The organism is Chryseolinea sp. T2, from assembly GCF_037203685.1.
Lineage (GTDB): Bacteria > Bacteroidota > Bacteroidia > Cytophagales > Cyclobacteriaceae > Chryseolinea.
Map to the genome: position 1 here is coordinate 262018 of NZ_JBBCAU010000005.1, position 24787 is coordinate 286804.

Consider the following 24787-nt stretch of genomic DNA (forward strand, 5'->3'; position numbering starts at 1 on the left):
CGGTGCTCGTTTGCTCAGTTGAAAATTTACGCTAGTTGCATGCAAAGAAATATTTTACTCGCCGGTTGCCTCGTCCTGCTGATTAACTACACGAATGCTCAGGACTATCGCTGGCAACAACGCGTTGAGTACACTATGAATGTGAAGCTTGATGTCCAGAGTCATCGGGTGAATGGCAGTCAAAAGCTCATCTACTATAACAACTCCCCGGATACGTTAAGAAAAGTCTATTATCTCTTGTTTTTCAATGCGTTCCAGCCAGGAAGCCTGATGGATGTGAGATCGCGCAGCATAATGGATCCTGATCCACGAGTAAAAGATCGGATATCAAAGCTGACAGATAGTGAAATCGGGTTTCAGCATATACAGTCACTTAAACATGACGGTAAGCCTGTGTCTTTCACGATTGATGGTACCATCATGGAAGTACGGCTCGATAAACCAATAATGCCTAAGTCGAAAGCTACGTTCGAGATGCAGTTTGAATCGCAGGTGCCCCTTCAGGTCAGACGATCAGGTCGTGATAGTAAAGAAGGCATAGCATACTCAATGACGCAATGGTATCCTAAGATGGCTGAATACGATTTCCGCGGATGGCATGCTTATCAATACGTAGCCCGCGAGTTTCATGGAGTATGGGGAGATTTTGATGTTTCAATTACCCTGGATCCACGATTTGTCATCGCTGCTACGGGCAAGCTTCAAAATGCGGACAAAGTAGGTTACGGCTACGAAAAGGCAGGCACACCGGTAAAACGTCCATCAGGTGACCTGGTGTGGAACTTTGTTGCAAAGAATGTGATAGACTTTGCATGGGCAGCAGATCCGGAATATGTGCATGAGCAGACCAGCGTTCCAAATGGTCCGCAGTTGCACTTCTTTTACCAGCCAGGTGATAAAACAACTGAGAACTGGAAGAAACTTCAGCCCTATGCTGTTAAACACTTCGAGTTTATGAATGCTACATTCGGCAAGTATCCGTACGATAGTTACTCAATCATCCAGGGTGGCGATGGCGGTATGGAGTATCCTATGTGTACGCTCATTACCGGAGAGAGAAGTGTAGGAAGCCTTGTCGGGGTTATGGCACATGAGGCGGCTCATAGCTGGTATCAGGGAGTCCTGGCTTCCAATGAAGCATTGTATCCCTGGCTCGATGAGGGATATGCCGATTTTTCAAGTCAGGAATCAATGGCAATGTTGTTCAACAATCCGGTTGAAACATCACATGCCGGCAGCTATGAGAGTTATTTCTCACTTGTAAAACGAGGACTTCAGGAGCCGATCAGTCAGCATTCAGACCACTACAACACAAATGTTGCGTACGGAACTGCGGCCTATTCAATGGGAACAGTGTTTCTTCAGCAGTTGAAGTACATCATTGGCGATAAGAGCTTTTACAAGGGTATGCGTTTATACTACGACACTTGGAAGATGCGTCATCCTGAACCAAATGATTTTCTGCGAATCATGGAGCGTGTGTCTGATATGGAACTTAAATGGTACATGATTTATTGGATCAACACAACGAAGAAGATCGATTATGCCATCCGTTCTGTTGTTGGAGAGGCAAGCACCACCATGATCCAACTTGAGCGTGTAGGAGATTTTCCTATGCCGGTCGAACTGGTCGTCACTTTCAGAGACGGAACGCAACAGCTTCTTTATATCCCTTTAAATGAAACGCTCGGCAAAAAGAAGCCCGATGACAGCGCGATTAAGAGAACCGACCTGGATGAATGGAATTGGGTTAATACCACGTACGTCGCTCAAATCAACAGACCCGTATCAGAGATTACAGCTGTCGAAATAGATCCTTCTCAACGAATGGCCGATGTCGACAGGAAGAACAACCGTATTGATCTTACCTCAGATCTGAAGCCGTCGCATTTCCAAACTCGTTAGTGATCTTTTCAACCACATAATAATCTCCGGAATTGTCACTCTATCAGATGGCTGAGCGTCGAACAACTCAAAGCAGCTAATTGCATGAGAACTTTTTGCTTTTAGCTACCTGGTCTTTAGTTTTATGCTCTATGCAACCGGACCAGGCAAAAAAGGAAATCGAAAGGCTTAGTAAGCTGATTGAACATCATAATGATCTGTACTATCAGCAAAGCAAAACGGAAATCTCGGATCAGGAATTTGATGCGTTGCTGCGATCTCTCGTTGAATTGGAGACGCAATATCCTCAATACCGCGCAGCAGACTCGCCGACGCAGCGTGTGGGTGGAACTATAACGAAAGAATTTGCGACAGTATTTCATAAGTATCCCATGCTTTCGCTCGGGAACACTTATAGCCGCGAAGAGTTGGAAGAGTTTGATGGTCGTGTTTCGCGAGGACTTGATGGCGATTCATACGAATATTTTTGTGAACTGAAGTTCGATGGAGTGTCGATTAGTCTCACTTATGAAAACGGAATTTTAGTTCGGGGAGTAACAAGAGGTGATGGAGTACGTGGCGATGATGTGACAAATAACGTCAGGACTATACGAAATATTCCACTCGTGATTAAAGGCAAGGACATTCCGCCTGCTTTCGAAGTTCGTGGAGAAGTTTTCATGCCTAAGTCAATGTTTGCCAGACTGAACAAAGAGCGCGAGGACATTGGCGAAGAACGTTATGCCAATGCCCGCAATACTGCCAGCGGAACATTAAAAATGCAGGACTCCGGGGAAGTAGCGCGGCGCAAACTCGACTGCTTTGTGTATTACCTGAAGACCGACGAATCGTCTGTCCCAACGCATGAGAAGGCCATTAACTTATTAGAATCCTGGTCATTCAACGTATCCCCTACCTATAAGAAGTGCAAAAACATTGAGCAGGTACTCGAGTACATTGCTCATTGGGATAAGAAACGCCTTGAGTTGCCGCTTGAAACAGACGGAGTGGTGGTCAAGATAAATAGCCTTGAGCAGCAGGAGCAGCTTGGTTTCACGGCCAAGAGCCCGCGCTGGGCGATTGCCTATAAGTACAAGGCCGAGAGCATGAGTACCAGGCTGAACGGAGTAACCTACCAGGTGGGGCGAACCGGAGCGGTCACTCCGGTGGCATCGCTGGAGCCAATTTTCCTGGCTGGGACAACAGTTAAGCGCGCATCATTGCACAACGCCAATGAAATTGCCCGGCTCGATTTACGGATAGGCGACTACGTGTTCGTGGAAAAAGGCGGCGAGATCATTCCAAAGGTAACAGGAGTTGACTTGCCCAGGAGGCAAGCCGGATCTACCCCTATTCAGTATATCGATAAATGCCCGGAGTGCGGCACTTCACTTGTGCGCGAGGCAGGCGAGGCGGCATACTATTGTCCTAACGTTAACGGCTGCGAACCCCAGATCCTTGGGCGAATTGAGCACTTTATCCAGCGCAAAGCAATGGATATTGACTCGCTTGGAGAAAAGACCATTGAAGCTTTGCACAAGCTTGGTTTGGTGCGCAGCCCAGCAGACTTATATGACCTGAAGGAAGGCGATATTCTTCGCCTGGATGGATTTAAAAAGAAGTCGGCAGACAACCTCCTGGGCGGAATTGACGAGTCTCGGAAGGCGGCTTTTGAGAACGTGTTGTTCGCAATAGGCATCCGGTATGTAGGCAAGACTGTTGCAGAGAAGCTAGCCCGATATTTCAAGTCGGTAGATAAGATTGCCGAAGCATCGCTTGAGCAATTGCTGGAGGCGCCGGAAGTCGGTCAGAAAATAGCAGAGAGCGTGTTCGATTTCTTTCGTAACGCTGAAAACGTACGTGAGGTAGAACGTTTACGTGCTGCGGGGCTTCAAATGGAAAGCACAGCAAAAGAGCCTGAGAAGGTAAGCAACGTGTTGGACAACAAGTCATTTGTGATTTCAGGTGTGTTCCGCAACTACGAGCGTGATGAGTTGCAGGATGTCGTCATAAAAAATGGTGGCAGGATCTTATCTGGTGTTTCAGGAAAATTGGATTATTTGCTGGCTGGTGATAATATGGGCCCCTCAAAACGCGAAAAGGCTGAAAAGCTTGGCGTCAAGATCATTACGGAAGAGGAATTTGAAAAACTGATTAAGGGCTAACGCGTTAGCACAAATAGATGAAGTTCAATCACAACCTGCTCAAAATGAGGACCGAAAAGCTCCTCCAAAAAGACAATGGAGCAAGGGGCAGTGTTTCCTATGCGGCGTCCCGGAATGTTGGCGTTCTGTTTTCTGTTGAGGATAAAGCCAAGCATGAAGTCGTGAAAGAGTTCATTCGCAAGCTCGAGCACGATGGCAAGCAGGTGAAAGTGATGGAGTATCTCGCCCCGGATAAGCAGAACTTTGAGTTTAAGTTTGATTTCTTCACAGAGAACGATATTTCATTTTGGGGCAAAATCACTTCTGCTAACGCATTGAAGTTCGCGGACACGCCATTTGACTACCTGGTTTATCTGGATACAGAACCTAATCCGCTCATGATGCACTTGCTCGCCATGAGCAAGGCCAAATGCCGCGTCGGGCGACAATGGGAAGGCGGACCATCCTATTTCGAATTCATGGTGCAGGCCCCTTCAAGTGTGAAAGAGCTTACCGACACTATACATCGATACATCATACAATTAAAGTAAATCATGAAAAAACTGTTCGGAACCGGTGTTGCGCTTGTGACACCGTTCACGGAGTCGCTTGAAATTGACTATAAGGCACTGAAGAAGTTATTGACCCACACTGCCAAAGGGGTTGACTATTATGTGGTGATGGGCACAACCGGCGAGTCGGTAACGTGCACAGAGGAAGAAAAGGCTTCGATCCTCGAGTTTGTCAAACAGAACAATCCGAAGAAGCTTCCCATTGTATATGGAATCGGTAGCAATAACACGTCGGCGGTGCTTCAATCGATTAAAGAAGCCGATCTTAAGGGAGTTGATGCGTTATTATCGGTAAGCCCATACTACAACAAACCTTCACAGGAGGGTATCGTGAAGCATTTCGAGGCAATTGCCGATGCATCGCCCGTGCCTGTATTACTTTACAACGTCCCAGGCCGGACGGCCTCCAATCTCACAGCAGAGACCACACTTCGCCTGGCAGCTCATCCAAACATCGTTGGGACAAAAGAGGCTTCAGGCAATCTTGAGCAGTGTATGCGGATCATGAGGGATAAGCCGCGCGATTTCATGCTGATCTCAGGCGACGATATGATGACGGTTACGCTCTATTCAATGGGAGGCAAAGGTGTGATATCAGTATTGGCAAACGCCTATCCTGGAATATTTCAGAAAGTAAAAGTGAGTGCTGATTCAGGCAATATGGCGAAGGCAACGCTTGAGCTTGCGAAATTGCTCGACATTAACGGCCCGATGTACGAGGAGGGCAATCCTGTAGGAGTTAAGTATCTGCTTTCGAAGATGGGCGTTTGCGGAGAAACTGTCCGTCTTCCATTGTCTGCAGCGTCGGACGGTCTGAAAACAAAAATTAATCGCCTTGCTGAGGCCATCAAAAAATAAGGATAGACAAAAAAGAGGGATAACCGTCAGGCTATCCCTCTTTTGATGTCGTTAGGTTGTAAAGGTTATTATCTAGGCCTTGTTCTTGATCTCCTGAACCTCTGCACGAATTGCCTGCGCAAGATTCTTCAAGTCTTGCATACCCTTTCTTACCCGGGTTCCTGCTGCACTATTTCCCTTGTTATAAAATTTGTCAGCATCTCCTTCGAGCGACGCGATGAGACTCTTGAGCTCTTCAAACTTTTGCATTGTATTCTGAATTTAAGATTAGTAATAAGTTTACTATGCCAAGTTAGGTCTAAAACCGTTTAAATCAACCAAAAACGCATTTTTTTACAAACCTTTGGTCACAGAAACCAGTACTTCTTCCTTATAAAATCCGTTATCCAGCTTCTCTTTCAATGACGAAAATGCCTTCAGTGTGCGCTCCACATCTTCCAGTGTGTGAGCTGCTGTAGGGATAATTCTAAACATGATAATGTCCTTAGGCACAACAGGATAGATCACTACAGAGCAGAAAATTCCGAAGTTTTCCCGGAGGTCCATCGACATGTTGGCGGCCTCGCCTACTCCACCTTTGAACAGTACAGGTGTCACCGGTGAATTAGTGCCGCCAATGTTGAATCCACGTTCGCGCAAACCGTTTTGCATCGCTGTTACTACCCTCCACAAGTTGTTTTTCAACTCGGGACGGGTCTTCAGCAACTCGAGGCGTTTCAACGCGCCAACGACGAGTGGCATAGGAAGACTCTTAGCGTAGATCTGGGAGCGTACGCTATAGCGGAGGTACTTCAATATTTTTGTATCACCTGCTACGAAAGCACCAATGCTGGCCATTGATTTGGCAAATGTTGAGAAGTACAGGTCGATGTCGTCCTGCACACCTTGCTCTTCGCCACAGCCGGCTCCGGTTTTACCCATCGTTCCAAAGCCGTGCGCATCGTCGACGAATAATCTAAAGTTATACTTCTTTTTGAGTTCAGCAACTCCCTTAAGATCACCTTGTTTACCAGACATACCGAAGACGCCTTCAGTGATGACAAGAATGCCACCGCCGGTTTCATCGGCGAGTTTGGTAGCGCGCTGAAGCTGTTTCTCCAGGCTGTCCATATCATTGTGTGTATAGACAAAGCGTTTGCCAATATGAAGGCGGACACCGTCGATGATACAGGCATGCGATTCTGCATCGTACACAATAACATCCTTGCGGTCGACGAGGGCATCAATAATTGATACCACCCCCTGGTAGCCGAAGTTCAGCAGCATAACGTCCTGCTTGTTTACGAAAGCAGCCAGCTGCTTTTCCAGCTCGATATGGTTCTTTGAGTTACCCGACATCATGCGGGCACCCATTGGGAGACCAAGTCCATATTGAGCGGCTGCGTCTGCGTCCGCCTTGCGTACCTCGGGATGGTTAGCAAGTCCCAGGTAGTTGTTCAGGCTCCAGTTTAATACATCCTTGCCATTGAACTTCATGTGCGGCCCGATTTCGCCTTCCAGCTTAGGGAAGAAAAAATAGTCATCGGGAAGATGTGAATACTTGGCCAGCGGCCCGGCCTCCATTCTCAGCTTTTCAAAAAGATCTACCATTTGACGTCGTGATTGGTTAAAAATTGCGGCAAAAATAATCAAAAAAACGGATCATTTGGGAGTTTGTACTCCCTTTGGCGGCGGATAAATAATGATTAGCATTGCAGAAGTACCTTTCTGCATGCGTTCAATCAATAAAATTCTGGTTGCCAATCGTGGCGAAATCGCGTTGCGCATCATGCGTACCGCACGTGAAATGGGCATAAAAACGGTTGCTGTATTCAGCGAAGCCGACAGAAAGGCCCTTCACGTTCGATTTGCCGATGAAGCCATTTGCATCGGTCCGCCTCCTTCGGCAGAATCTTATCTCCGTACTGAAAAGATCCTGGAGGCCGCAAAACGCACTGGGGCCGACGCCATCCACCCCGGCTACGGATTCCTTTCAGAAAACGAGGACTTCGCCGCGGCCGTTCGCGATGCAGGGCTGATATTCATAGGGCCCTCGCCGGAATCAATCGCTGTCATGGGTGACAAACTCACCGCAAAAGCGGCCGTTGCAAAATATGGCGTTCCGCTGGTTCCCGGAACCACAACGCCGATATCAGATCCTGATGAAGCCCGCAAAATTGCCGGAAGCATAGGTTATCCGGTGCTGATCAAAGCAAGCGCTGGTGGCGGTGGCAAAGGTATGCGCATTGTTGAACGTGCTGAGGACATGTCAGAACAAATGGAACGCGCGATGAGTGAGGCGAAGGCCGCATTCGGCGATGGTTCAGTTTTCCTTGAAAAATATGTTACTCAACCACGTCATATAGAGTTTCAGATTTTGGGTGACCAGCATGGAAACACAGTGCACTTGTTTGAGCGGGAATGCTCCGTTCAGCGACGACATCAGAAGGTAGTTGAAGAAGCTCCATCTTCAATACTTACATCCGAAAAGCGGAATGCCATGGGTGAAGCTGCCGTCAACGTGGCGAAGGCTTGCGGATACTTTAATGCTGGAACCGTAGAGTTTATTGTCGACGCTCAATCAAACTTCTACTTTCTTGAAATGAATACCCGACTCCAGGTTGAGCACCCCGTGACGGAACAGATTACCGGACTCGACCTTGTTCGTCTTCAGATCATGGTTGCTCAGGGCCAGCCTCTTCCCTTTTCACAACAAGACCTGAAGATCAACGGTCACGCTATCGAAGTTCGTGTATATGCTGAAGATCCTGCAAACAACTTCCTTCCCGATATCGGAAATCTTAAAACATATGTCAGGCCTAACGGCCCAGGTATACGCGTTGATGACGGCTTTGAACAGGGCATGGATATTCCGTTTTACTATGACCCAATGATCGCCAAGCTTGTCTGTCACGCAGGCGATCGTGAGGCTGCCATTGCCCGCACAATACGTGCGATAGACGAATATACTGTTACAGGCGTGCAAACCACGCTCGGTTTCTGCCGCTTTGTGATGACACATCCCGCTTTTATCACTGGTAAGTTTGATACCCGGTTTGTTGAGCTCTACTTTAAACCATCTGTTCTTCAGCCAGCACCCAATTTGGAAGAAGAAGAACTGGCTGCAGCTCTCGCAGCGATGCGCCTTTCGCGGCGGGAATCCACACCCGAAGCCGCCACTAACGACGGCGAAATATCCAGTAAGTGGAAGCAGGCAAGGCTTCAGTGACCAAGTAGCACGACCGGACTGTGCTGACGGGTACCGATATGGCAACTACCAATAACGTTCAGCTCCGGATACACGACGAAGTTATACGTACGCATTCACTCTCCTCAAATCAGACGGTGTCGATTGTACACCGTATATTTCATTTATGAATGGTTGGCAAATATTGCTTGCTCTGGTCTGTGGCATAGCGCTCATCCAAAGCTTCTTTCTCGCAGCACTCATGTTCGTCAGAGATGGGTTGAGGAAGGGCATACAATTTTACCTCGGCATCATGTTGGTGGGCCTCGCCCTTCGACTCGCTAAGTCCTATTTTGTGTTTATTCCTCAGAGTTATCCAATGCCTGGAATTGTTGCCGGTGGCGCGGGACTTTGGCTAATCGGTCCTGCATTCTATTGCTATGCACGTCGCTGTCTCAGTAAAGAAATCACTTACCGTAGTCTTATCCACTACCTGCCCGCGTTAGTAATAGTGATCACGGGACTTATTGACTATGTCTATTACGTTGGCTTGCTGCAGTTCGCGGTATACTGGGGCATCAGCATCTACATGTTGCGCGGACAAAGTATTACACCTGTTCCAAAACACTTTCGTATACTGGCTTTGTTCGTCGGACTCATACTCTTGTGCTTTGTTGTGCAGGCATCACAGGGGGGCATTCATCTCTACACAATTGGAGTTGCTTTAGCCATCCCGTTGTTATATGTTATCAACTTCTTTATAGCCAGCGATGGTGATTTTTTCAACGTCATAATCCGGAAGTCCAGGCTTCTTGACAAGAAACTGGTTGCTCGAATAACCGGCGATCTTAACCAGCTGTTGAACGAACAGAAGATTTACCGTAACAAAGGCCTGAAGTTATCCGAGTTGGCAAAGCAATCGAGTTATCCGGCATACCTTATTTCTCAATCCATCAATCAGGAATATAATATGCGCTTCAATGAATTCCTGAATAGATTTCGCGTGCGCGAAGCAATGGAGAGGCTGGAGAATATTCGTGATAATGACAAAATAGAAACCATTGCAAAGGAAGTTGGATTCTCGAGCGTAACATCACTTTACGACGCCTTCAGGCGCGAGACGCAGGTTACTCCTCAGGTTTATCGAAACAGATTCTTGCAGAGATGAAGTAGTGGAGCACTTACAACGCTTTCAGATTGATCGGCAACTTTCTTATCCTTTTCCCGGTGAGATTGAATATTGCATTCCCCAACGCAGGGGCTATTGGTGGAAGTGACGGTTCTCCGACACCACCCGGTGTTTCAAGATCTGCAATTATGTGAGTTTCAATTTCCGGCGTATCCCTGAACCTCAACAAGGAATATTGATGAAGATTGGTTTGATCGCATTCGCCATTGGTAAAGGTTATGTTTTCAAGTGTCGCTGAACTAAGTCCCATTACTGCGCTTCCCTCGATTTGCGCTTTCACCATGTCGGCATTCACGAATATTCCACAATCCAGGACAGAAACCACTCGCATTACTTTAACACCCTGGTTCACTCGTTTCACGGTGACACAGGCAGCACTTATACTTCCAAAGCATTTCCACATTGCTATTCCGCGCGCCTCGCCCATTGGCGTTTTTTGGTAATAGTTACTTTTTGTAGCAAGCGTGCTCAATACTTTTCGATAGCGTTCGTCCTGTAACATGTCCAATCTGGCCTGTAGTGGATCGATGTTCATTTGATGCGCATGCTCATCAATAAAGCACTCCTGGCTCCAAGCAAAGTTTGCCCCCCAAACGGATCGCCACCAAATAATCGGAATGTCGGTTGTGACACGCGTATGACTGATCTTCGTATAAGCCAGTTGGTACTTACTATTCTCAAAGCTAATCTCGCCACACAGCACAGGATCGGGCGTACCAGCCTTGAGGGTTTTGTGGATTTGCCCATCAAAAGTCTCCCCTATTGCGTGATGATGAAGCCCAACGATGCGACTGTTCTCTATTATGCCCTGCATCTGACTTAACATCGCCGGTCGGAACGGTCCTTGCGAAATGTCATCTTCACGTGACCAGATCAGCTTAACAGGTTTGTGAATGTGCCTTGACAGCATACAAGCTTCAAGCAAAAAATCTGCGTATGACTTGCGGCCGAATGATCCACCCATAAGTCTGATATTTACGATGACCTTATCTGGTGGGAGCTGCAGAAAGTTGGCGACATCACGCTTGGCCCAATCCGGTGATTGATATGGCACCCACACCTCGGCAGATCCATCGTCTTTGACATGAGCTACAGCATTCTCTGGCTCCATCGAACTATGAACCAGAAAATTCGACTCATAGATGCTTTCCAGTTTTCTATCTGAAGCGGCGTAGGTGGCGTCAAAACTTCCGGTTTCTGAAAACAGAGCTCCTGATGTCCTGGCCGCTGCATTCATTCTGTCAACGTAATCCCGGCTATTGGTATCGGAGGCGCTACTTTCCCATTCCACTTTAAGCTGCTTGCGTCCCTGAAGTGCAGACCAATAGTTAGTAGCAATGATAGCAATTGCTTCAGATGACCTATGAGGCATGGGGCGCTCGCACTTGATTACGTCCAAAACGCCAGTCACTTTACGGGCATCGGATTCGTCCAATGACTTAATCTTGTTATGAAGGCCCGGCGAGTGAAGGATACAGGCATACACCATTCCCTCTACATTTACGTCAATGCCATAGATCGCTTTCCCATTTACTCTGTCGGCGATCTCCGGGCGCCTGGTCGCTTTGCCAATCAACCGGAACTCAGCTGGTGATTTCAGTATCGGATCCTGTGGAACGTCCAACTTCGTTGCTGCGGAAATCAACTGTCCGTACGTAAGAGCTTCGTTCGTTGCTGTATTGATTATCCGACCTCTTTCGGCTTTGCACTGGGAGATTGACGTTTTCCATGTCTGGGCGGCGGCCTGTACCAGCATCTCGCGCGCGGCAGCTCCGGCTTTACGCATTGGAAGCCAGGCGCGAACAACACTTCCACTGCCTCCGGACACCTGGAGCCCATATCGCTCGTCGCCGTTGCTGTTAATGATTTGCACCTGATCGAGATCAACCTCCAACTCTTCAGCAATGAGAGTCGGGATAGCCTGTGTTGATCCCTGTCCCATGTCCGGGTTCCTATTGATAAGAGTTATTAGTCCGTTATTGTCAATTATAATGAAGGGCGTTAACTCCGCTTTAATCAGGTCGGCTCCCTTCACGAGCGCATACGAGCTGCGCGAAAACCCTAAGGCCAGGCTGGTGCCCACGGCGATTGATTGCTTGATGAAATCCCTTCGGCTCGTCATTGTTTAGTGCATTTGGTTTGCTGTAAATCACACGAAAAGTGATCGAAATGGTCGTGTCGCCTTCTGAAAAATGACTTCAGATTCATCGAATTTGTAGTTGAAAAGGCATTTTTCGCCTGGTCGTTTCGACCATTCCTCAAAAAAACTGAACGGCCGTGCAACCTTCGTTTCATCTCCGAATCATTTATTCTATAATTTAGTAACTAATCAGCTGAACTCAGTTGTACCTGTGTGCTTAGCGGTTGAACTAAAGCTTAATAACTATGATCGAAACCAAACTGGGGGAGTTTGAAGAAGTAATACTGATCCTAACAGGAATTCTGGGCAAAGATGCCTATGCCTTGAAAGTTGCCGAATCATTCGAGGAACAAACAGGGCGCGCGGTATCCATCGGCGCCGTGCATTCAACACTTGAGAGATTGGAGGACAAAGGATTCGTGACTTCGGAAATGGGCGACTCTACAGCTGTTCGCGGCGGCCGAAGGAAGCGCATATTCACCGTAACGGCTCTGGGCAAGCGCGTGCTTAAAGAGTGCATGGAATTCCGCTTGTCCCTTTGGAAGCAATACCCTGTTTTGGAAAGTTATCTCCGCATCGGTTAGATAAAGAAGACGTGGCACAAAAAACTAATAGTAAAGACCTGTCGCCTCCAAGGGCAGCTTCACGGCTGCTCCTCTCCTTTCTTCGTGATGATCTCGCAGAAGACGTATCGGGAGATCTTGAAGAAAGGTTTTACAACGATGTGCTGCGACATGGTTCATTTAAGGCTAAAGTAAATTACTGGTATCAGGTCATTAACTATCTGAGGCCATTCGCTTTTAAGAAAATCAAATCAAGTCCTCAAAACAACGCTGCTATGGTAGGAAACTATTTCAAGATTGGATGGCGCAACCTTGTTCGTCAACGTATGTATTCTTTTATTAAGATTGGAGGTTTCGCTATGGGCATTGCAGCCTGTCTGCTCATCGCGATCTATATTCAGGATGAATTGAGTTATGATCGGTTCTATAAAGATGGGAATCGGATCTACCGGGTCTATGAAAACTGGAACGACAACGGGAAGATTGAAAAAGGAGTATGGTTTCAGGCTCCCTTCGCAAAAGCACTTAAGGAAGATTACCCTGAGATTGAGAAAGCTGGTCGTTATAATTCCTCAGAATTATTCGGAGGTGGTCCAAATCAGATCCGGCCAGACGGCACATCTGAAAATTTCTATGAAGAGCGTTTTGTTTTTGCTGATCAGGAACTACTTGAAATACTCGAGGTAAAGATGGTTTATGGCGACCTTAAACATTCGCTTGATCAGCCACAAACTATTGTGCTCACACGAAGTAAAGCCGAGAAGTATTTTCCCGGAGAAAACCCGGTTGGCAAACTGATGGTCGTCAATGACAATACAGCGAACCCGTTCAAGATTGGAGGAGTCATCGAAGACTTTAGTCCGCATTCCCACTTTCAGCACGACTTTATAATGACGATGACGGGACGGGAATTCTGGTGGGGTGAACAGAATTACTGGGGCGCCACGAATTATCCCACGTACGTCTTACTTCGGGAAGGCACGAATCCGGAAGCGCTTGCAGCCAAACTGCAAAAGGTCGTCGACAAATATATGTTGCCTTTGTGGATCAAGGATGGCAGATCTGATGCTAAAGATCTTGCCAGCAAGATTTCATTTGGACTGCAGCCAATCAGGGATATCCATTTGGAAACTGAAATACACGATCCGGTTAATCATGGTGATCGGGGTTTTGTATGGTTGTTTGGCGCCATTGCCTCATTCATTCTGATTATTGCCTGTGTTAATTTCATCAATCTTGCTACGGCGAAGTCAGCCAACCGCGCTAAGGAAGTGGGGCTGCGCAAAACTGTTGGATCGTATCGCAGCAACATCGTTACTCAGTTTCTAACGGAGTCGGTACTGTTCAGCGCATGGTCGTTTGTCTTTGGAATTGTCGGAGCCTGGTTGCTTCTTCCCTACTTCAATGACCTTGCTGATAAGTCGCTGACGCTTCCATTTACTGAGTGGTGGTTCGTACCTGCTATGATTGTTGGTTGCATGGCCATCGGTGTGCTGGCAGGAATTTACCCATCACTTTACCTTTCTTCTTTCCGTCCGGCACAGGTATTAAAGGGTAATCTGCTTAAGGGCAGTAAAGGATCGTCTTTAAGAAGTGCTCTGGTTATCTTTCAGTTCACCACATCCATAGTATTGATCATTTCGACTGTCATTATTTACCGGCAGATGGGATACGTTATGGACAAGAAAGTCGGATATGATAAAGAGCAGGTACTTTTGCTGCAGGGCACGAGAACGATCGAGACAAAACTGAAGACACTGAAGGAAGAACTCGTGACCATTGCTGCAGTCAAGAGCGCCAGCATAAGTGATTACCTTCCAGTACGAGGCACGAAAAGAAACGGGAATCGATTTTGGAATGAGGGTCGGGAAAAGACAGATCCTCATGTTGGCGGCCAGTTCTGGGTGGTCGATGAAGACTACATAACAACGATGGGAATGAAACTTGTGGAAGGTCGGGACTTTGCCAGGAACCGTCTTTCTGACACACTCAACATTATCATCAATCAGTCAATGGCACATGAATTGGGACTGAAAGAACCGTTGGGTAAGCGCATTGTTAATTACCGCCCCTGGAATATCATCGGCGTTGTTGAAGACTTCAATTTTGAATCACTCCGAAACAAAGTCGAACCATTGGCGATGATTGCAGGAATTAGTCCGGGAATTGTGTCGGTTAAACTTAACACGCGAGACGTTTCTTCGACGATCGCGCAGATTGAAAAAGTGTGGGACAAGTTCTCTCCTAACCAGAAAATCCGATACTCGTTCCTGGATGAGACCTATGCCCGAATGTACGATGATGTTCAGCGCATGGGCCGCATCTTCACAACCTTTGCAGCATTTGCTATTATTGTTGCCTGTCTGGGTTTGTTCGCCCTGTCTGCATTCATGGTTGAGCAGCGAAGCAAGGAAATCAGTATTCGGTTGGTCCTTGGGGCGTCGATGAATAGTATACTCAGATTGCTTACGTTGAATTTTGTAGGACTGGTATTAATCTCTCTACTGCTGGCATCACCGATCGGATGGTACATGATGCGCGAGTGGCTGCAGGATTTTGAATATCAGGTGCCCATTACCTGGGATGTGTTTGTTGTATCGGGAATACTTGCTCTGGCCATAGCGCTGGGAACTATATCGTATCAATGTATAAGGGCGGCTTTGGCCAAACCGGTGGAAGGGCTACGATCAGAGTAGAAGGTTAATGGAACCAACAAAGGGATGTCAGGCGACGGATATAAGTTAAAAAAGACAACGCCATCCGAAAAAATCGGATGGCGTTTATTGTACAATTCCATGCGAATCGCAAGTGGAATAAAATGAAAAGTTAGTTCACCCGCATCCCCTCTTTGATGTGGCTGAGGGAAAGAAGGACGACAGAAATGGTTTTGATATAACCATTAAATTCAGAATCTGTCATCGTCATTAATTTACGTTGTCCTTCAGTGAAATACGCAAACTGCACACGATCGTCGTGCCGCTGCCTGATGAAATCTTGTGATGCATCCGTCATCGAGTGATCAATGAAAGACCGCAAGGCCACAAGAGCGTCAAGTTCTTTTGTTATGGTTGGATATAACTTCAAAAGCTGAGGGAAAAACTCCACCAAAAGTTCGTGAAGAATGTGGGCCTTAGATGCAAAGCTCAAACCTGCATTCGTAAAAACGGAAGCCAGAATGAAACGCTGCTTGATTTCGTCGTGATTAAAAAAATACGACAAAACCTCTGACAGTTTCATTTCGATAGAGATCGTGCCGTCCAGAATCCTCCCTCGAATATGAGAGGCTTTTTCACTGTAAGAAGTGATGTAAATAGTTTCTTCATTAAGAAGATGTTGTCTTCTAAGTTCCATTCAATTGTGGGTTTTGTTATAAAAAGAAAAAATATTGAAAAAAGCCAACTTTGCAGGGCGACCGAAAAATCAGAGCCTAACTACAGTCATCATGTCCCTGCTGCGAGGTGTCAATGTAATCAAAAATGCGGAATTAATAACAGGGTAATTCCGCTCGCCCGATGTAGAAAGGGATGATTGGCGGCCTTTTCAAATGATCGCACCAATGGATACAATACAATAACCACTTCAACAGGGATTCAGCAGCAGTATGACACGGGTCTGATACGGGTTAGATACGGATCTGATACGGGTTTGATACGGGTTAGATACGGGTTAGATACGGGTTTGATATGACTATGCAACCAGACAGAATACGATTGAGATGCAGACAGCTGCCTGTGCCGTCCTACAGCGACCGTTTGAGATGATCGGCCAGTCGGATAGCAAGAGCCACGATCGTCAAAGTAGGATTGGCGTAGCCGCCAGTGGTGAACACAGAGCTTCCTGCCACGTAAAGATTAGAGATTTCATGCACTTTACAGTTGGCATCCACCACCCCGGACTTGCTGTCGGAATGCATCCGGGTTGTGCCCATGTTGTGATGTGTGCTCATCAAAGCTGATGGCCGCGGCAGTGACTCGAAAATAAGCTCTCCCACTCCGGCTTTCCGGAACGCATCGGCGAACAACCGCTGCGCCCTGCGAACGCTTTCAATGTCGTTTTCACGCCAATAGTTAATCAGCTTAACACGGGGAACACCCAGACTATCGATCTGTTCGCTAAGAACAACCCGGTTGTCCGGGTGAGGAGTTTGCTCAGTTTGTGTAAGCACTTCAAACTTTACAAACCGCTCGATGTCTTTGCCGAGGGACCATTCGCCATATGCGAGGTTGGGCGTGAGTAATTTCTTACGAAGCGAATGATGATACCAGTTGCCAACTATCAGGTGCGGTTGTTTAACGACGTTTGCAATATGGTGAATAAAGTTTGGAGGCAATGATCCTCGCTTCAATGACGATACCAGCTTCTTTATTGATTGATTCCCATCCGAGCGAAACCTGCGCTCACGAGGATAAATCAGGGCGCTTATGTTAAGCATTTGCTCGCGACGTAATGCGGACTCTGCCACCGCATACCTACCCATCACTGTTTCATTCTTAACGCGCTTCTTGTCGTACAAGCCCATCGAAGCAATAACTGAACGGTTGAATGGGAACAGCATCCCAAAATCAACAAGAGGATGGTCCATGAAATAACGTCCTACGACGTCGTGTCTATTACCCAGCCCCGAGGCCTGCCTGTTATTCGAAGCGAGCAAGAGTCGCGAATTTTCCAGCGCGCCTGCAGCCAGTACAAATGACTTTGCACGCACTTCAAATTTGTTACCATTCAGACAGGAGACCCGAATATTATTCACTGCATTCGCGCCTTCGTTTGCATCGATCAGAGTGGCATTCGCATTTAGATACACGGAAACATTTGAAGACGCGGCCATTTCGTCGCGATACTGATTGAAGTAAATATCGCTGGGACCGAACTTGAACATGCGTGAAACGATGTCATCATTTTGAAAGCGTGTTGCGCCCTGACCGTCTGAATCCCATTGTTCTGTGGTGTAATTGAAGTCACCCAACTGGCAGAATTTATGGGCGCGGTGATAGAAGGGCAACAAGTCGTTATATCCAATAGGCCACCCGCTATTAGGTACCCAATCTCTCTTCTCGAAATCGATCGGATCGAGGGGGACATAACGGACGCCAATTGCGTTTTGATGAAGGATGATATTCCAGACGTTTGACATTCCTCCGAACTGACGGATGCGCATGTCGCGCAACGGAGAAAATGGATCTCCAACCACCTCTCCGTCGGTCAGGGCCGCAGCTTCTTCACTGGTTTTGAAGTCGCCCGCCTCAAGTATGGCGACACGGATGCCCGAACCGTTAAGCTGGTGCGCGATGGCCAGACCGGCCGGCCCACTGCCAACAATACAAATATCCGTCTCTACAATTTGATTTTGCGAAAGCGCACGGCTGTCAATAAACATAAGAAGAAGTCCCGAACTGGGGTCCGGCTTAGAATTAATGAAATGGAGAGTATTAGGAGATCTTAAGAAGCCCTTTCTATGGCTTCAGCAGTGCCCGACTTAGTCGCAAAAAGGCACGCGCCCACTACTAGACCGCGAACGTAGTAGACAAAGCCCTGGAGGGAGTATAACGGCCAGCGCCTTAAACTTCCACCCAGAAGCTGCCATGCACCAAAACTCTTGACGTTCCTGAGCAGCATTTCATAACAAAAACGTTTTGAATAACCTGATCTCATCAATCGCAGATAAACTTCGGGAATTGCTCGGAAAACAATATTGAAAGTCCATTTTGGATCTTTGTCAGTAAATCCTATGCCCATAGCACATTCGGTGAATAGCGTGGGAGTTACAATAAATGATCCGCGTGCTGCACAATATGCGACCCAATAGGCCTGAGCGGCCAGGTTCCTGGGACTGTCGGGCCAGGTCTCAAATGCCCGATGTACAAGTTTGGTGCGGTATACGGAGGACGATATAAACAATACGCCACCCATGTGTTTCTCCAGGAAGACCTCGAAATCGGACACGCTGTTGCGCATTGGCTTGTCGCTTGTACTGTCAAACCAGCGCTCCGTTAGAATCTTGTTTGTATTGTAATCTTTCCCATAGCCGTTCAATAAGATGAGCGACAGATCGGGATGATCATTGATCTTCTCCAAAATATAAGGGACGGCATGCCGTTGAATTGGGTCATCATCACCTAAAGACCAGACAAAAGTGCTGGTCGCCTGCTCGATAGTGTATACGATGTTTGCCATTCCTCCTATGTTCTGACCGTGCCTGCGGGGCTTAAAAGTAATTCGGCCCTCAAAGCGCTTTCTCCACGCTTCGATGATTTCCGGAGTACGATCTGTTGAACAATTGTCACTTACAACAATTTCGCATTGATGCTCATGACCTTGGAGTTCTGTGGACAACCACGACAACTGTGCATCGAGCATGGCAGCCCGATTGTAGGTTGGGATTGCAATTGTAAGGAGTTTGGACATAATTTGTGGTTGAATCTGGGAATACTAACCACACCAAAGTGCCTGCCTAGGGTACTTTTACAATGTACCAACCGCTCAGTTTTTTATGCCGATGCAGATGGGGTGTTTTACAAACGAAAGTTGGAAAGATTCAGTAGAACCGGTGATGACCTTTGTCATTTAACCCTGTGACTCTTGTCGCCTTCCACAGAATTTTCTTCTTACCAAAAATAAATTGTGTTGGAATAATTAACAACAAGCCCGATTAAAGTGCCAAATCGGGAATATTGGTCACTATTTCAGTCCATGTGCTCTGCTCCGGCCCCACCCTGATTGATAACGGAGATTGTAATTCCGAGTTCAGGAATGCCGGCTGTGCGACGGCCCGAGTACGGGCGAAGATGGGGACCAGGCGCCTGACAAGTCACTATAACCTCACCATAACCTCACTATAAGGTCACTATAAGGGATTCGTTTTTAGGGCCGGTCGCTTCAGCTTTACCGAAGAGCGTACTTTTATACATCGACCAGGCTCCGGTGTATATCAACAACAGGCGCAGTCTTAGGATAAGACTTTCAATTACAGTGAGAGAAATCTATCTTTCGGCCAAACCGGGAATAATTAGTTCTGCGCTCATAGCCTCAACATGTGAACTTGGCTTCAACAATACAAACTCCTGATGACCTTATCCCTCTTACTCAAGACTCGCCCCGTTAGATTCGTCATTGCTGGTTTGTTTAGCGCTGGACTGGAGATGGCAATTCTAATCGTAATGGTTGAGCGCTTTAGTGTCCCATTGCTGTATGCCAATGTTGTCGCCTTCTCTGTCGTAAACATTGTCAATTACATTCTCAGCAGATACTGGGTCTTCAATATCCGGACGCTCCGGAAGCGCGTTGAGTTTCCAATGTTCATGTTTTTTGTAACTTGCGGGCTCGTTTTGAACCAGGCCGTTCTTTGGTATTTGTCCGAAAAGCTGTTGGTCGACTACAGAATTTCGAAAGTTGTGGCAATTGGGGTCGTTGTGATATGGAATTTCTTTACCAGAAATAACATCATATTCAAGCGTGGTTCCATGCCTGAAAGCGATCTGGGTAATCCAGACGCCTGAAATAGAATTGAATGACTATTATTTTTTAGATTTTGACACTTAGTATTGTTATCCCCGCATATAATGAAGAAGGGTCAATTGCCGAAACAATTGGAACCTTATACACGGCCCTCAAGGCAAGGGGTATACGCCACGAGATCGTTGTCGTTAACGATAACTCAAAAGACAGGACCGAACCAATTCTCAAGGAGCTTCAGCAAACGGTTGATACGCTGGTCTATTATACTAACATCGGGCCAAACGGTTTTGGATATGCTGTGCGTTACGGCCTGGAACGATTTACCGGTGACTGTGTTGCCATCATGATGGCTGATCTTTCAGACAATCCGGAAGACCTTATTCGCTTCTATGATAAGATGGTTGAAACAGATGTGGATTGCGTATTTGGAAGTCGTTTCATGAAAGGCGGCTATACAAAAGACTATCCCGCTGTCAAGAAATTTATCAATCGCATCGCCAACTTTATTGTCAGGATGACGATTGGAATGCGATATAACGACACAACAAACGCATTTAAGCTTTATAAAAAAGAGACGATCAAGGGAGTTCAGCCTCTGCTTGCACCTCATTTCAATCTGACGATAGAGATACCCTTAAAAGCGATTGTGAGAGGCTATAGCTACGCAGTGCTTCCCAACGGCTGGACTAACAGAAAGTCGGGAGAGTCCAAGCTGAAGATTAGGGAAATGGGAAGCCGGTACTTTTTCATTCTGTGCTATTGCTTAATCGAGAAGTTTTTTTCGAGAAAGGACTATCACCGGACTACTCAGGAGAAATCCAACAAGAAGATACTCGAATCAACAAGGCAGAATTGAAATGGCTTTCAAGATACTTATTACCGGCGGGGCCGGGTTCGTCGGATCATCGCTCGCATTAAAACTCAAAGCAGCCTATCCCGAATATATTGTATTTGTACTGGACAATCTGAAGCGACGCGGTTCAGAGTTAAATCTACCCAGACTTAAGGAAGCTGGTGTCTCATTTGTTCACGGCGATATCCGGAATAAAGGAGACTTTGATGCACTTGATAAAGATTTTACTCACATCATTGAAGCTTCGGCAGAACCATCGGTGCTTGCAGGCCTTAATGGGTCGCCCGATTATTTGATTGATACCAATCTTAATGGTACAGTTAATTGTCTGTCGTTCGCCAGGATTTGCAATGCCGCATTCCTGTTTCTCTCAACCAGCCGCGTCTATCCTATCCGCAAGCTTGAAGATTGTTCGTTCGAAGAAAAAGAAACGCGCTTCAATTTCACTGCAAAGCAAACGGTGGCCGGAGTTTCAGAGAAAGGCATATCAGAAATGTTTCCACTCGATGGCTACCGGTCGTTGTACGGAACGACGAAGCTGGCTTCGGAACTTATAATTCAGGAGTTCAACGAATTCTATGGCCTGAAGACCATCATAAACCGCTGTGGAGTTCTTACCGGCCCCTGGCAAATGGGTAAAGTAGATCAAGGTGTTATCGTATTGTGGATGGCCAGGCACTTCTGGAAGCAAAAGCTTTCGTACCTGGGATACGGCGGCGAGGGCAAGCAAGTGCGGGATGTTCTACACGTGAATGATTTGTTCGACATTCTTGATATCCAGCTGCATACTTTTGATAAGTACAACAATCAAATCTTTAATATTGGTGGCGGAATTGAAACCAGTTTATCGCTGCAGGAGCTGACAGAATATTGTCAGCAGATTACTGGCAACACCATACCCATTGAAAAAGTGAAAGAGAATCGCCAGGCCGATCTCAGAATATATGTGACCGACAACACGAAGATCTCCGCTTTGTCTGGATGGACACCAAAGACGAGTTGCTTAGAGATACTTACCGATGTTTATGAATGGTTGAAAGGAAACGAGCACTCATTGAAAGAAATCCTTAAATAATCTATTATGAATATTGCCCTAGTGACAGGATCATCCGGCCTCATCGGCAGCGAGGCTGTTAATTTTTTTACCAGTCAGTTTGATCAGGTTATCGGAATCGACAATAACCTCCGTGAATATTTTTTTGGAAAGGAAGCGTCAGTAGAATGGAATCGGAAGCGCCTTGAGGAGAGATATTCTAACTTTAAGACATATACCGCGGACATACGCGAGATAAGTTCGTTGGAGTCTATTTTTAGCAAGTACGGATCTGATATAAAGCTGATCCTTCATACGGCTGCACAGCCAAGTCACGATTGGGCAGCGAAGGAGCCCTTTACCGATTTTAGTGTTAATGCAGTAGGCACATTGAATATGCTCGAGATGTGTCGCTTGCACTGCCCGCAAGCTGTCTTCATTTTTACGAGTACCAACAAAGTATATGGTGATACGCCAAATTCTTTACCACTCGTGGAGCTTGAGAGTCGCTGGGAAATAGACAAGACTCATCCGTATTATAAGGAAGGAATTGATGAGCTTATGAGTATCGACCAGACGAAGCATTCCTTGTTTGGCGCATCAAAAGTTGCCGGAGATGTGCTTGTCCAGGAGTACGGCAGGTACTTTGAAATGAAGACGGGAGTATTTCGTGGCGGATGTCTGACAGGACCGAATCACTCAGGAGCTCAGCTTCACGGGTTCCTGGCATATCTGATGAAATGTGCCATCACAAAGAATCATTACACGATTTTCGGCTATAAAGGCAAGCAGGTCAGGGACAATATCCACAGTCACGATCTGGTGCAGATGTTCTGGAATTTTTACCAGAACCCGCGCCCCGGCGAAGTATATAACGCAGGTGGTGGGAGATTTGCCAACTGTTCAATGCTTGAGGCTATTAAGTTGTGCGAAGAAATTTCAGGCAATAAGATGGACTACAGCTACAAAGAGAGCAACAGGATTGGCGACCATATCTGGTGGATCAGCGATGTGACGAAGTTCAAAAAGCACTACCCTAAATGGAATTGGGAGTATGATCTGAAGTCGACATTGGTTCAGATGCATGCCAGTATGTCGTCTCGACTTTAATGTTTAGCGGCAACTTTCTGAGGTCGAAATGGCTCAGTCCAACTTCCTAACGTACGGCAAAAAGCATCAATCAACGATCGTTTGGATACTGTGCGGTGCCTTTGTAGTGCTTCATTTTTTTACGATAGTAAAGTACGGAAGAAACTTTCCGTATATGGATGATATGGATGCAACAGTTCGTACGGCAAAGTCAATGTACGAATCGAGTTGGGCGGACAAAGTTGACCTGGTCTTTACACGCCACAATGAGCATCGCATAATATTAAACAAAGGGCTCGATTTGCTGCAGCTGACGCTCATAGGTGAGGTAAACATCAAGCATCAGCTGGTTATTGGAAATCTTTTCTTGTTATTCATTTTTCTGGTCACCGCATTTGTATACAGAAAGCATGTAGCCAAAAACTGGTACTTCTTCCTGCCAGCACCTTTGCTAATTTTCAGTCTTAAGTCGTATGAGGCATTTATCTGGCCCATGGTATCCATACAAACGATGGGGGTCATTTCATTTGCTCTCGTTTCGTTCGTGATTCTCTTCAAGGATGAAAAGATGTCCTGGCGTCGCATGGCAGCCGCGTTTTTCAGCGCTGCTGTCGCGACATATGCCTGCGGCAATGGATTTGTAACTGTTTTGTTGTGTCTTACTGGTTTACTAATTGGAAAATATCCGTACAAATTTGCAGGCGCCTGGTTCGTTCTGTCTATTGTTTTATTGACTTTATATTTCCACGGACACCAGCAAATACCAGGTCATCCTGATCCCTGGATCACAATCCTGACAGATACACACAACTTGTTCGGGCATTTCCTGGTACTATTGGGAAATGCTTATTGGTTGACAGGCATGTTTCTTCTGCCTGTAACGTTAGGCGCCGGGTTCTTGACGCTTTCAATTGTCCTGTACTATTTTATCCCGAGGCAGTTGTATCGCATCAATCCTGTCTGTTTTTATTTCATAATATTTCTCCTGCTTAGTTGCGCAGTAACGTCGCTCAATCGTAGTGGCTTCGGAGTTCACCAGGCATTCGCAGTGCGGTATCAAATTTATTCGCTTTTACTGGCCCTATACATCTATTTTGCCTTACTCAGTCTTCTACGCGACGAAGCGTTACTTGTTGCAGGCATTGTTGTTCTGGCAACTTTGGGCTCTAGCCTGGGATACTTTTATGCACGCATTTTCAATCTTCAACCTATGGAGGATATGAGTTATTCAATGGATTACGGCTCATATGCTTATTATACCTTAGGCAAGCCTGCCTTTTCATATCCTGATCAAAACGACGCTTTGCATTTAATCCGAGAGGTTGACTCACTTGGAATCTATTTCTATCCCAAAATAAATGCTAGCGATTTGGCTAGTCAAGCCCGTTCACTGAAGGTTCCCGAGCCGATCGGTACGATCAAGGCAGCATTTGAAATAGAACCTGATAACGACTACCTTATGATACCCAATGGATGGGCATTTATCGACGGAACGGATTATAATAACATGTTAACTCATGTGATTCTCAGGAACAAACAACGGACCTTGGTTTACGAAACACATAGAAAGAGCAGACCTGATCTATCGATAGAATTTAGTAGAAACGTAGACAACAGTGGTTTCTCATTAATCGTGAAGAAAACAGACATTCCGGACGGGCTCTATGATTTTGGCTTCTTTATTAGAAAGATAACACCGTTCGCTACTTCGAAAATTGCCGTACAGTACGAGCACAGGAAGTTGAAGAAGATAAACAATACTTTTTCATGGGTTGAAACGAGTCGCATATCATCTATACCGGCTGTAAATTTAGGTGGTATTTAAACCCTACTCTCGTTTC

Annotated in this window: 19 protein-coding genes; 13 read left to right on the forward strand and 6 right to left on the reverse strand. The window is 46.4% G+C overall.

Features of this window, described 5'->3' with window-relative positions; translation table 11 throughout:
• Positions 1-39: 39 nt before the first annotated feature.
• From WBG78_RS17865 to dapA, 4 genes are all read left to right on the forward strand, one after another.
• Entirely contained in the window at positions 40-1905 is a 1866-nt protein-coding gene (locus WBG78_RS17865; RefSeq protein ID WP_337327827.1) for a M1 family metallopeptidase, read from the forward strand.
• 131 nt (positions 1906-2036) lie between these two features.
• Positions 2037-4049, forward strand: a complete 2013-nt coding sequence (gene ligA, locus WBG78_RS17870) for an NAD-dependent DNA ligase LigA (RefSeq protein WP_337327828.1) — start codon at positions 2037-2039, stop codon at positions 4047-4049.
• Positions 4050-4093: 44 nt separating this feature from the next.
• Positions 4094-4579 (forward strand): DUF6913 domain-containing protein, encoded by a 486-nt coding sequence (locus WBG78_RS17875; protein ID WP_337327829.1) that lies wholly within the window; start codon positions 4094-4096, stop codon positions 4577-4579.
• Positions 4580-4582: 3 nt separating this feature from the next.
• On the forward strand, positions 4583-5458 hold the full coding sequence (dapA, locus tag WBG78_RS17880; protein ID WP_337327830.1) for a 4-hydroxy-tetrahydrodipicolinate synthase: 876 nt from the start codon (positions 4583-4585) through the stop codon (positions 5456-5458).
• 72 nt (positions 5459-5530) lie between these two features.
• Here dapA and WBG78_RS17885 read toward each other — a convergent pair whose 3' ends face one another.
• Both WBG78_RS17885 and WBG78_RS17890 read right to left on the reverse strand, forming a co-directional pair.
• A complete protein-coding gene (locus WBG78_RS17885; RefSeq protein WP_276372107.1) occupies positions 5531-5707 on the reverse strand; it encodes a histone H1 in 177 nt (58 codons plus the stop codon).
• A gap of 84 nt (positions 5708-5791) precedes the next feature.
• Entirely contained in the window at positions 5792-7048 is a 1257-nt protein-coding gene (locus WBG78_RS17890; protein WP_337327831.1) for an aminotransferase class I/II-fold pyridoxal phosphate-dependent enzyme, read from the reverse strand.
• Between the two features lie 121 nt (positions 7049-7169).
• Between WBG78_RS17890 and accC the strand changes: the two genes are divergently transcribed.
• Positions 7170-8666 carry an acetyl-CoA carboxylase biotin carboxylase subunit gene (accC, locus tag WBG78_RS17895; protein ID WP_337327832.1) on the forward strand — a complete coding sequence of 499 codons (1497 nt, stop codon included), beginning with the start codon at positions 7170-7172 and terminating at the stop codon, positions 8664-8666.
• Between the two features lie 145 nt (positions 8667-8811).
• Positions 8812-9792 (forward strand): helix-turn-helix domain-containing protein, encoded by a 981-nt coding sequence (locus tag WBG78_RS17900; RefSeq protein WP_337327833.1) that lies wholly within the window; start codon positions 8812-8814, stop codon positions 9790-9792.
• A gap of 13 nt (positions 9793-9805) precedes the next feature.
• Here WBG78_RS17900 and WBG78_RS17905 read toward each other — a convergent pair whose 3' ends face one another.
• Positions 9806-11935: a xanthine dehydrogenase family protein molybdopterin-binding subunit gene (locus WBG78_RS17905; protein ID WP_337327834.1), complete on the reverse strand. Its 2130-nt coding sequence runs from the start codon at positions 11933-11935 to the stop codon at positions 9806-9808.
• 263 nt (positions 11936-12198) lie between these two features.
• Here WBG78_RS17905 and WBG78_RS17910 point away from each other — a divergent pair, with 263 nt between their 5' ends.
• Together WBG78_RS17910 and WBG78_RS17915 are read left to right on the forward strand one after the other, a co-directional pair.
• Positions 12199-12537 carry a PadR family transcriptional regulator gene (locus WBG78_RS17910; RefSeq protein ID WP_337327835.1) on the forward strand — a complete coding sequence of 113 codons (339 nt, stop codon included), beginning with the start codon at positions 12199-12201 and terminating at the stop codon, positions 12535-12537.
• 11 nt (positions 12538-12548) lie between these two features.
• Positions 12549-15212: an ABC transporter permease gene (locus WBG78_RS17915; RefSeq protein ID WP_337327836.1), complete on the forward strand. Its 2664-nt coding sequence runs from the start codon at positions 12549-12551 to the stop codon at positions 15210-15212.
• Positions 15213-15342: 130 nt separating this feature from the next.
• On the opposite strand, the gene WBG78_RS17920 is transcribed toward WBG78_RS17915, so the two are convergent.
• From WBG78_RS17920 to WBG78_RS17930, 3 genes are all read right to left on the reverse strand, one after another.
• The gene (locus tag WBG78_RS17920) at positions 15343-15867 is read right to left on the reverse strand and encodes a hypothetical protein (protein ID WP_337327837.1); all 525 of its coding nucleotides are present in this window, start codon (positions 15865-15867) and stop codon (positions 15343-15345) included.
• Positions 15868-16255: 388 nt separating this feature from the next.
• The gene (locus WBG78_RS17925) at positions 16256-17893 is read right to left on the reverse strand and encodes a GMC family oxidoreductase (RefSeq protein ID WP_337327838.1); all 1638 of its coding nucleotides are present in this window, start codon (positions 17891-17893) and stop codon (positions 16256-16258) included.
• 62 nt (positions 17894-17955) lie between these two features.
• A complete protein-coding gene (locus WBG78_RS17930; RefSeq protein ID WP_337327839.1) occupies positions 17956-18921 on the reverse strand; it encodes a glycosyltransferase family 2 protein in 966 nt (321 codons plus the stop codon).
• A 659-nt stretch (positions 18922-19580) separates the two neighbouring features.
• Between WBG78_RS17930 and WBG78_RS17935 the strand changes: the two genes are divergently transcribed.
• From WBG78_RS17935 to WBG78_RS17955, 5 genes are read left to right on the forward strand one after another with little or no spacing between them, the layout of a single operon-like run.
• On the forward strand, positions 19581-20012 hold the full coding sequence (locus tag WBG78_RS17935; RefSeq protein WP_337327840.1) for a GtrA family protein: 432 nt from the start codon (positions 19581-19583) through the stop codon (positions 20010-20012).
• A gap of 32 nt (positions 20013-20044) precedes the next feature.
• Positions 20045-20827 (forward strand): glycosyltransferase family 2 protein, encoded by a 783-nt coding sequence (locus WBG78_RS17940; RefSeq protein WP_337327841.1) that lies wholly within the window; start codon positions 20045-20047, stop codon positions 20825-20827.
• 1 nt (position 20828) lies between these two features.
• The gene (locus WBG78_RS17945; protein ID WP_337327842.1) at positions 20829-21899 is read left to right on the forward strand and encodes an NAD-dependent epimerase/dehydratase family protein; all 1071 of its coding nucleotides are present in this window, start codon (positions 20829-20831) and stop codon (positions 21897-21899) included.
• Positions 21900-21905: 6 nt separating this feature from the next.
• Positions 21906-22967 carry an NAD-dependent epimerase/dehydratase family protein gene (locus tag WBG78_RS17950; protein ID WP_337327843.1) on the forward strand — a complete coding sequence of 354 codons (1062 nt, stop codon included), beginning with the start codon at positions 21906-21908 and terminating at the stop codon, positions 22965-22967.
• Positions 22968-22995: 28 nt separating this feature from the next.
• Positions 22996-24771 (forward strand): hypothetical protein, encoded by a 1776-nt coding sequence (locus WBG78_RS17955; protein ID WP_337327844.1) that lies wholly within the window; start codon positions 22996-22998, stop codon positions 24769-24771.
• The last annotated feature ends 16 nt before the right edge of the window (positions 24772-24787 follow it).

Excerpts from the sequence above, each read along its gene's own strand:
- WBG78_RS17865 (WP_337327827.1), top strand. The coding sequence starts at position 40 with ATGCAAAGAAATATTTTACTCGCCGGTTGCCTCGTCCTGCTGATTAAC.
- ligA (WP_337327828.1), top strand. The coding sequence starts at position 2,037 with ATGCAACCGGACCAGGCAAAAAAGGAAATCGAAAGGCTTAGTAAGCTG.
- WBG78_RS17875 (WP_337327829.1), top strand. The coding sequence starts at position 4,094 with ATGAGGACCGAAAAGCTCCTCCAAAAAGACAATGGAGCAAGGGGCAGT.
- dapA (WP_337327830.1), top strand. The coding sequence starts at position 4,583 with ATGAAAAAACTGTTCGGAACCGGTGTTGCGCTTGTGACACCGTTCACG.
- WBG78_RS17885 (WP_276372107.1), bottom strand. The coding sequence starts at position 5,707 with ATGCAAAAGTTTGAAGAGCTCAAGAGTCTCATCGCGTCGCTCGAAGGA.
- WBG78_RS17890 (WP_337327831.1), bottom strand. The coding sequence starts at position 7,048 with ATGGTAGATCTTTTTGAAAAGCTGAGAATGGAGGCCGGGCCGCTGGCC.
- accC (WP_337327832.1), top strand. The coding sequence starts at position 7,170 with ATGCGTTCAATCAATAAAATTCTGGTTGCCAATCGTGGCGAAATCGCG.
- WBG78_RS17900 (WP_337327833.1), top strand. The coding sequence starts at position 8,812 with ATGAATGGTTGGCAAATATTGCTTGCTCTGGTCTGTGGCATAGCGCTC.
- WBG78_RS17905 (WP_337327834.1), bottom strand. The coding sequence starts at position 11,935 with ATGACGAGCCGAAGGGATTTCATCAAGCAATCAATCGCCGTGGGCACC.
- WBG78_RS17910 (WP_337327835.1), top strand. The coding sequence starts at position 12,199 with ATGATCGAAACCAAACTGGGGGAGTTTGAAGAAGTAATACTGATCCTA.
- WBG78_RS17920 (WP_337327837.1), bottom strand. The coding sequence starts at position 15,867 with ATGGAACTTAGAAGACAACATCTTCTTAATGAAGAAACTATTTACATC.
- WBG78_RS17925 (WP_337327838.1), bottom strand. The coding sequence starts at position 17,893 with ATGTTTATTGACAGCCGTGCGCTTTCGCAAAATCAAATTGTAGAGACG.
- WBG78_RS17930 (WP_337327839.1), bottom strand. The coding sequence starts at position 18,921 with ATGTCCAAACTCCTTACAATTGCAATCCCAACCTACAATCGGGCTGCC.
- WBG78_RS17935 (WP_337327840.1), top strand. The coding sequence starts at position 19,581 with ATGACCTTATCCCTCTTACTCAAGACTCGCCCCGTTAGATTCGTCATT.
- WBG78_RS17945 (WP_337327842.1), top strand. The coding sequence starts at position 20,829 with ATGGCTTTCAAGATACTTATTACCGGCGGGGCCGGGTTCGTCGGATCA.
- WBG78_RS17950 (WP_337327843.1), top strand. The coding sequence starts at position 21,906 with ATGAATATTGCCCTAGTGACAGGATCATCCGGCCTCATCGGCAGCGAG.
- WBG78_RS17955 (WP_337327844.1), top strand. The coding sequence starts at position 22,996 with ATGGCTCAGTCCAACTTCCTAACGTACGGCAAAAAGCATCAATCAACG.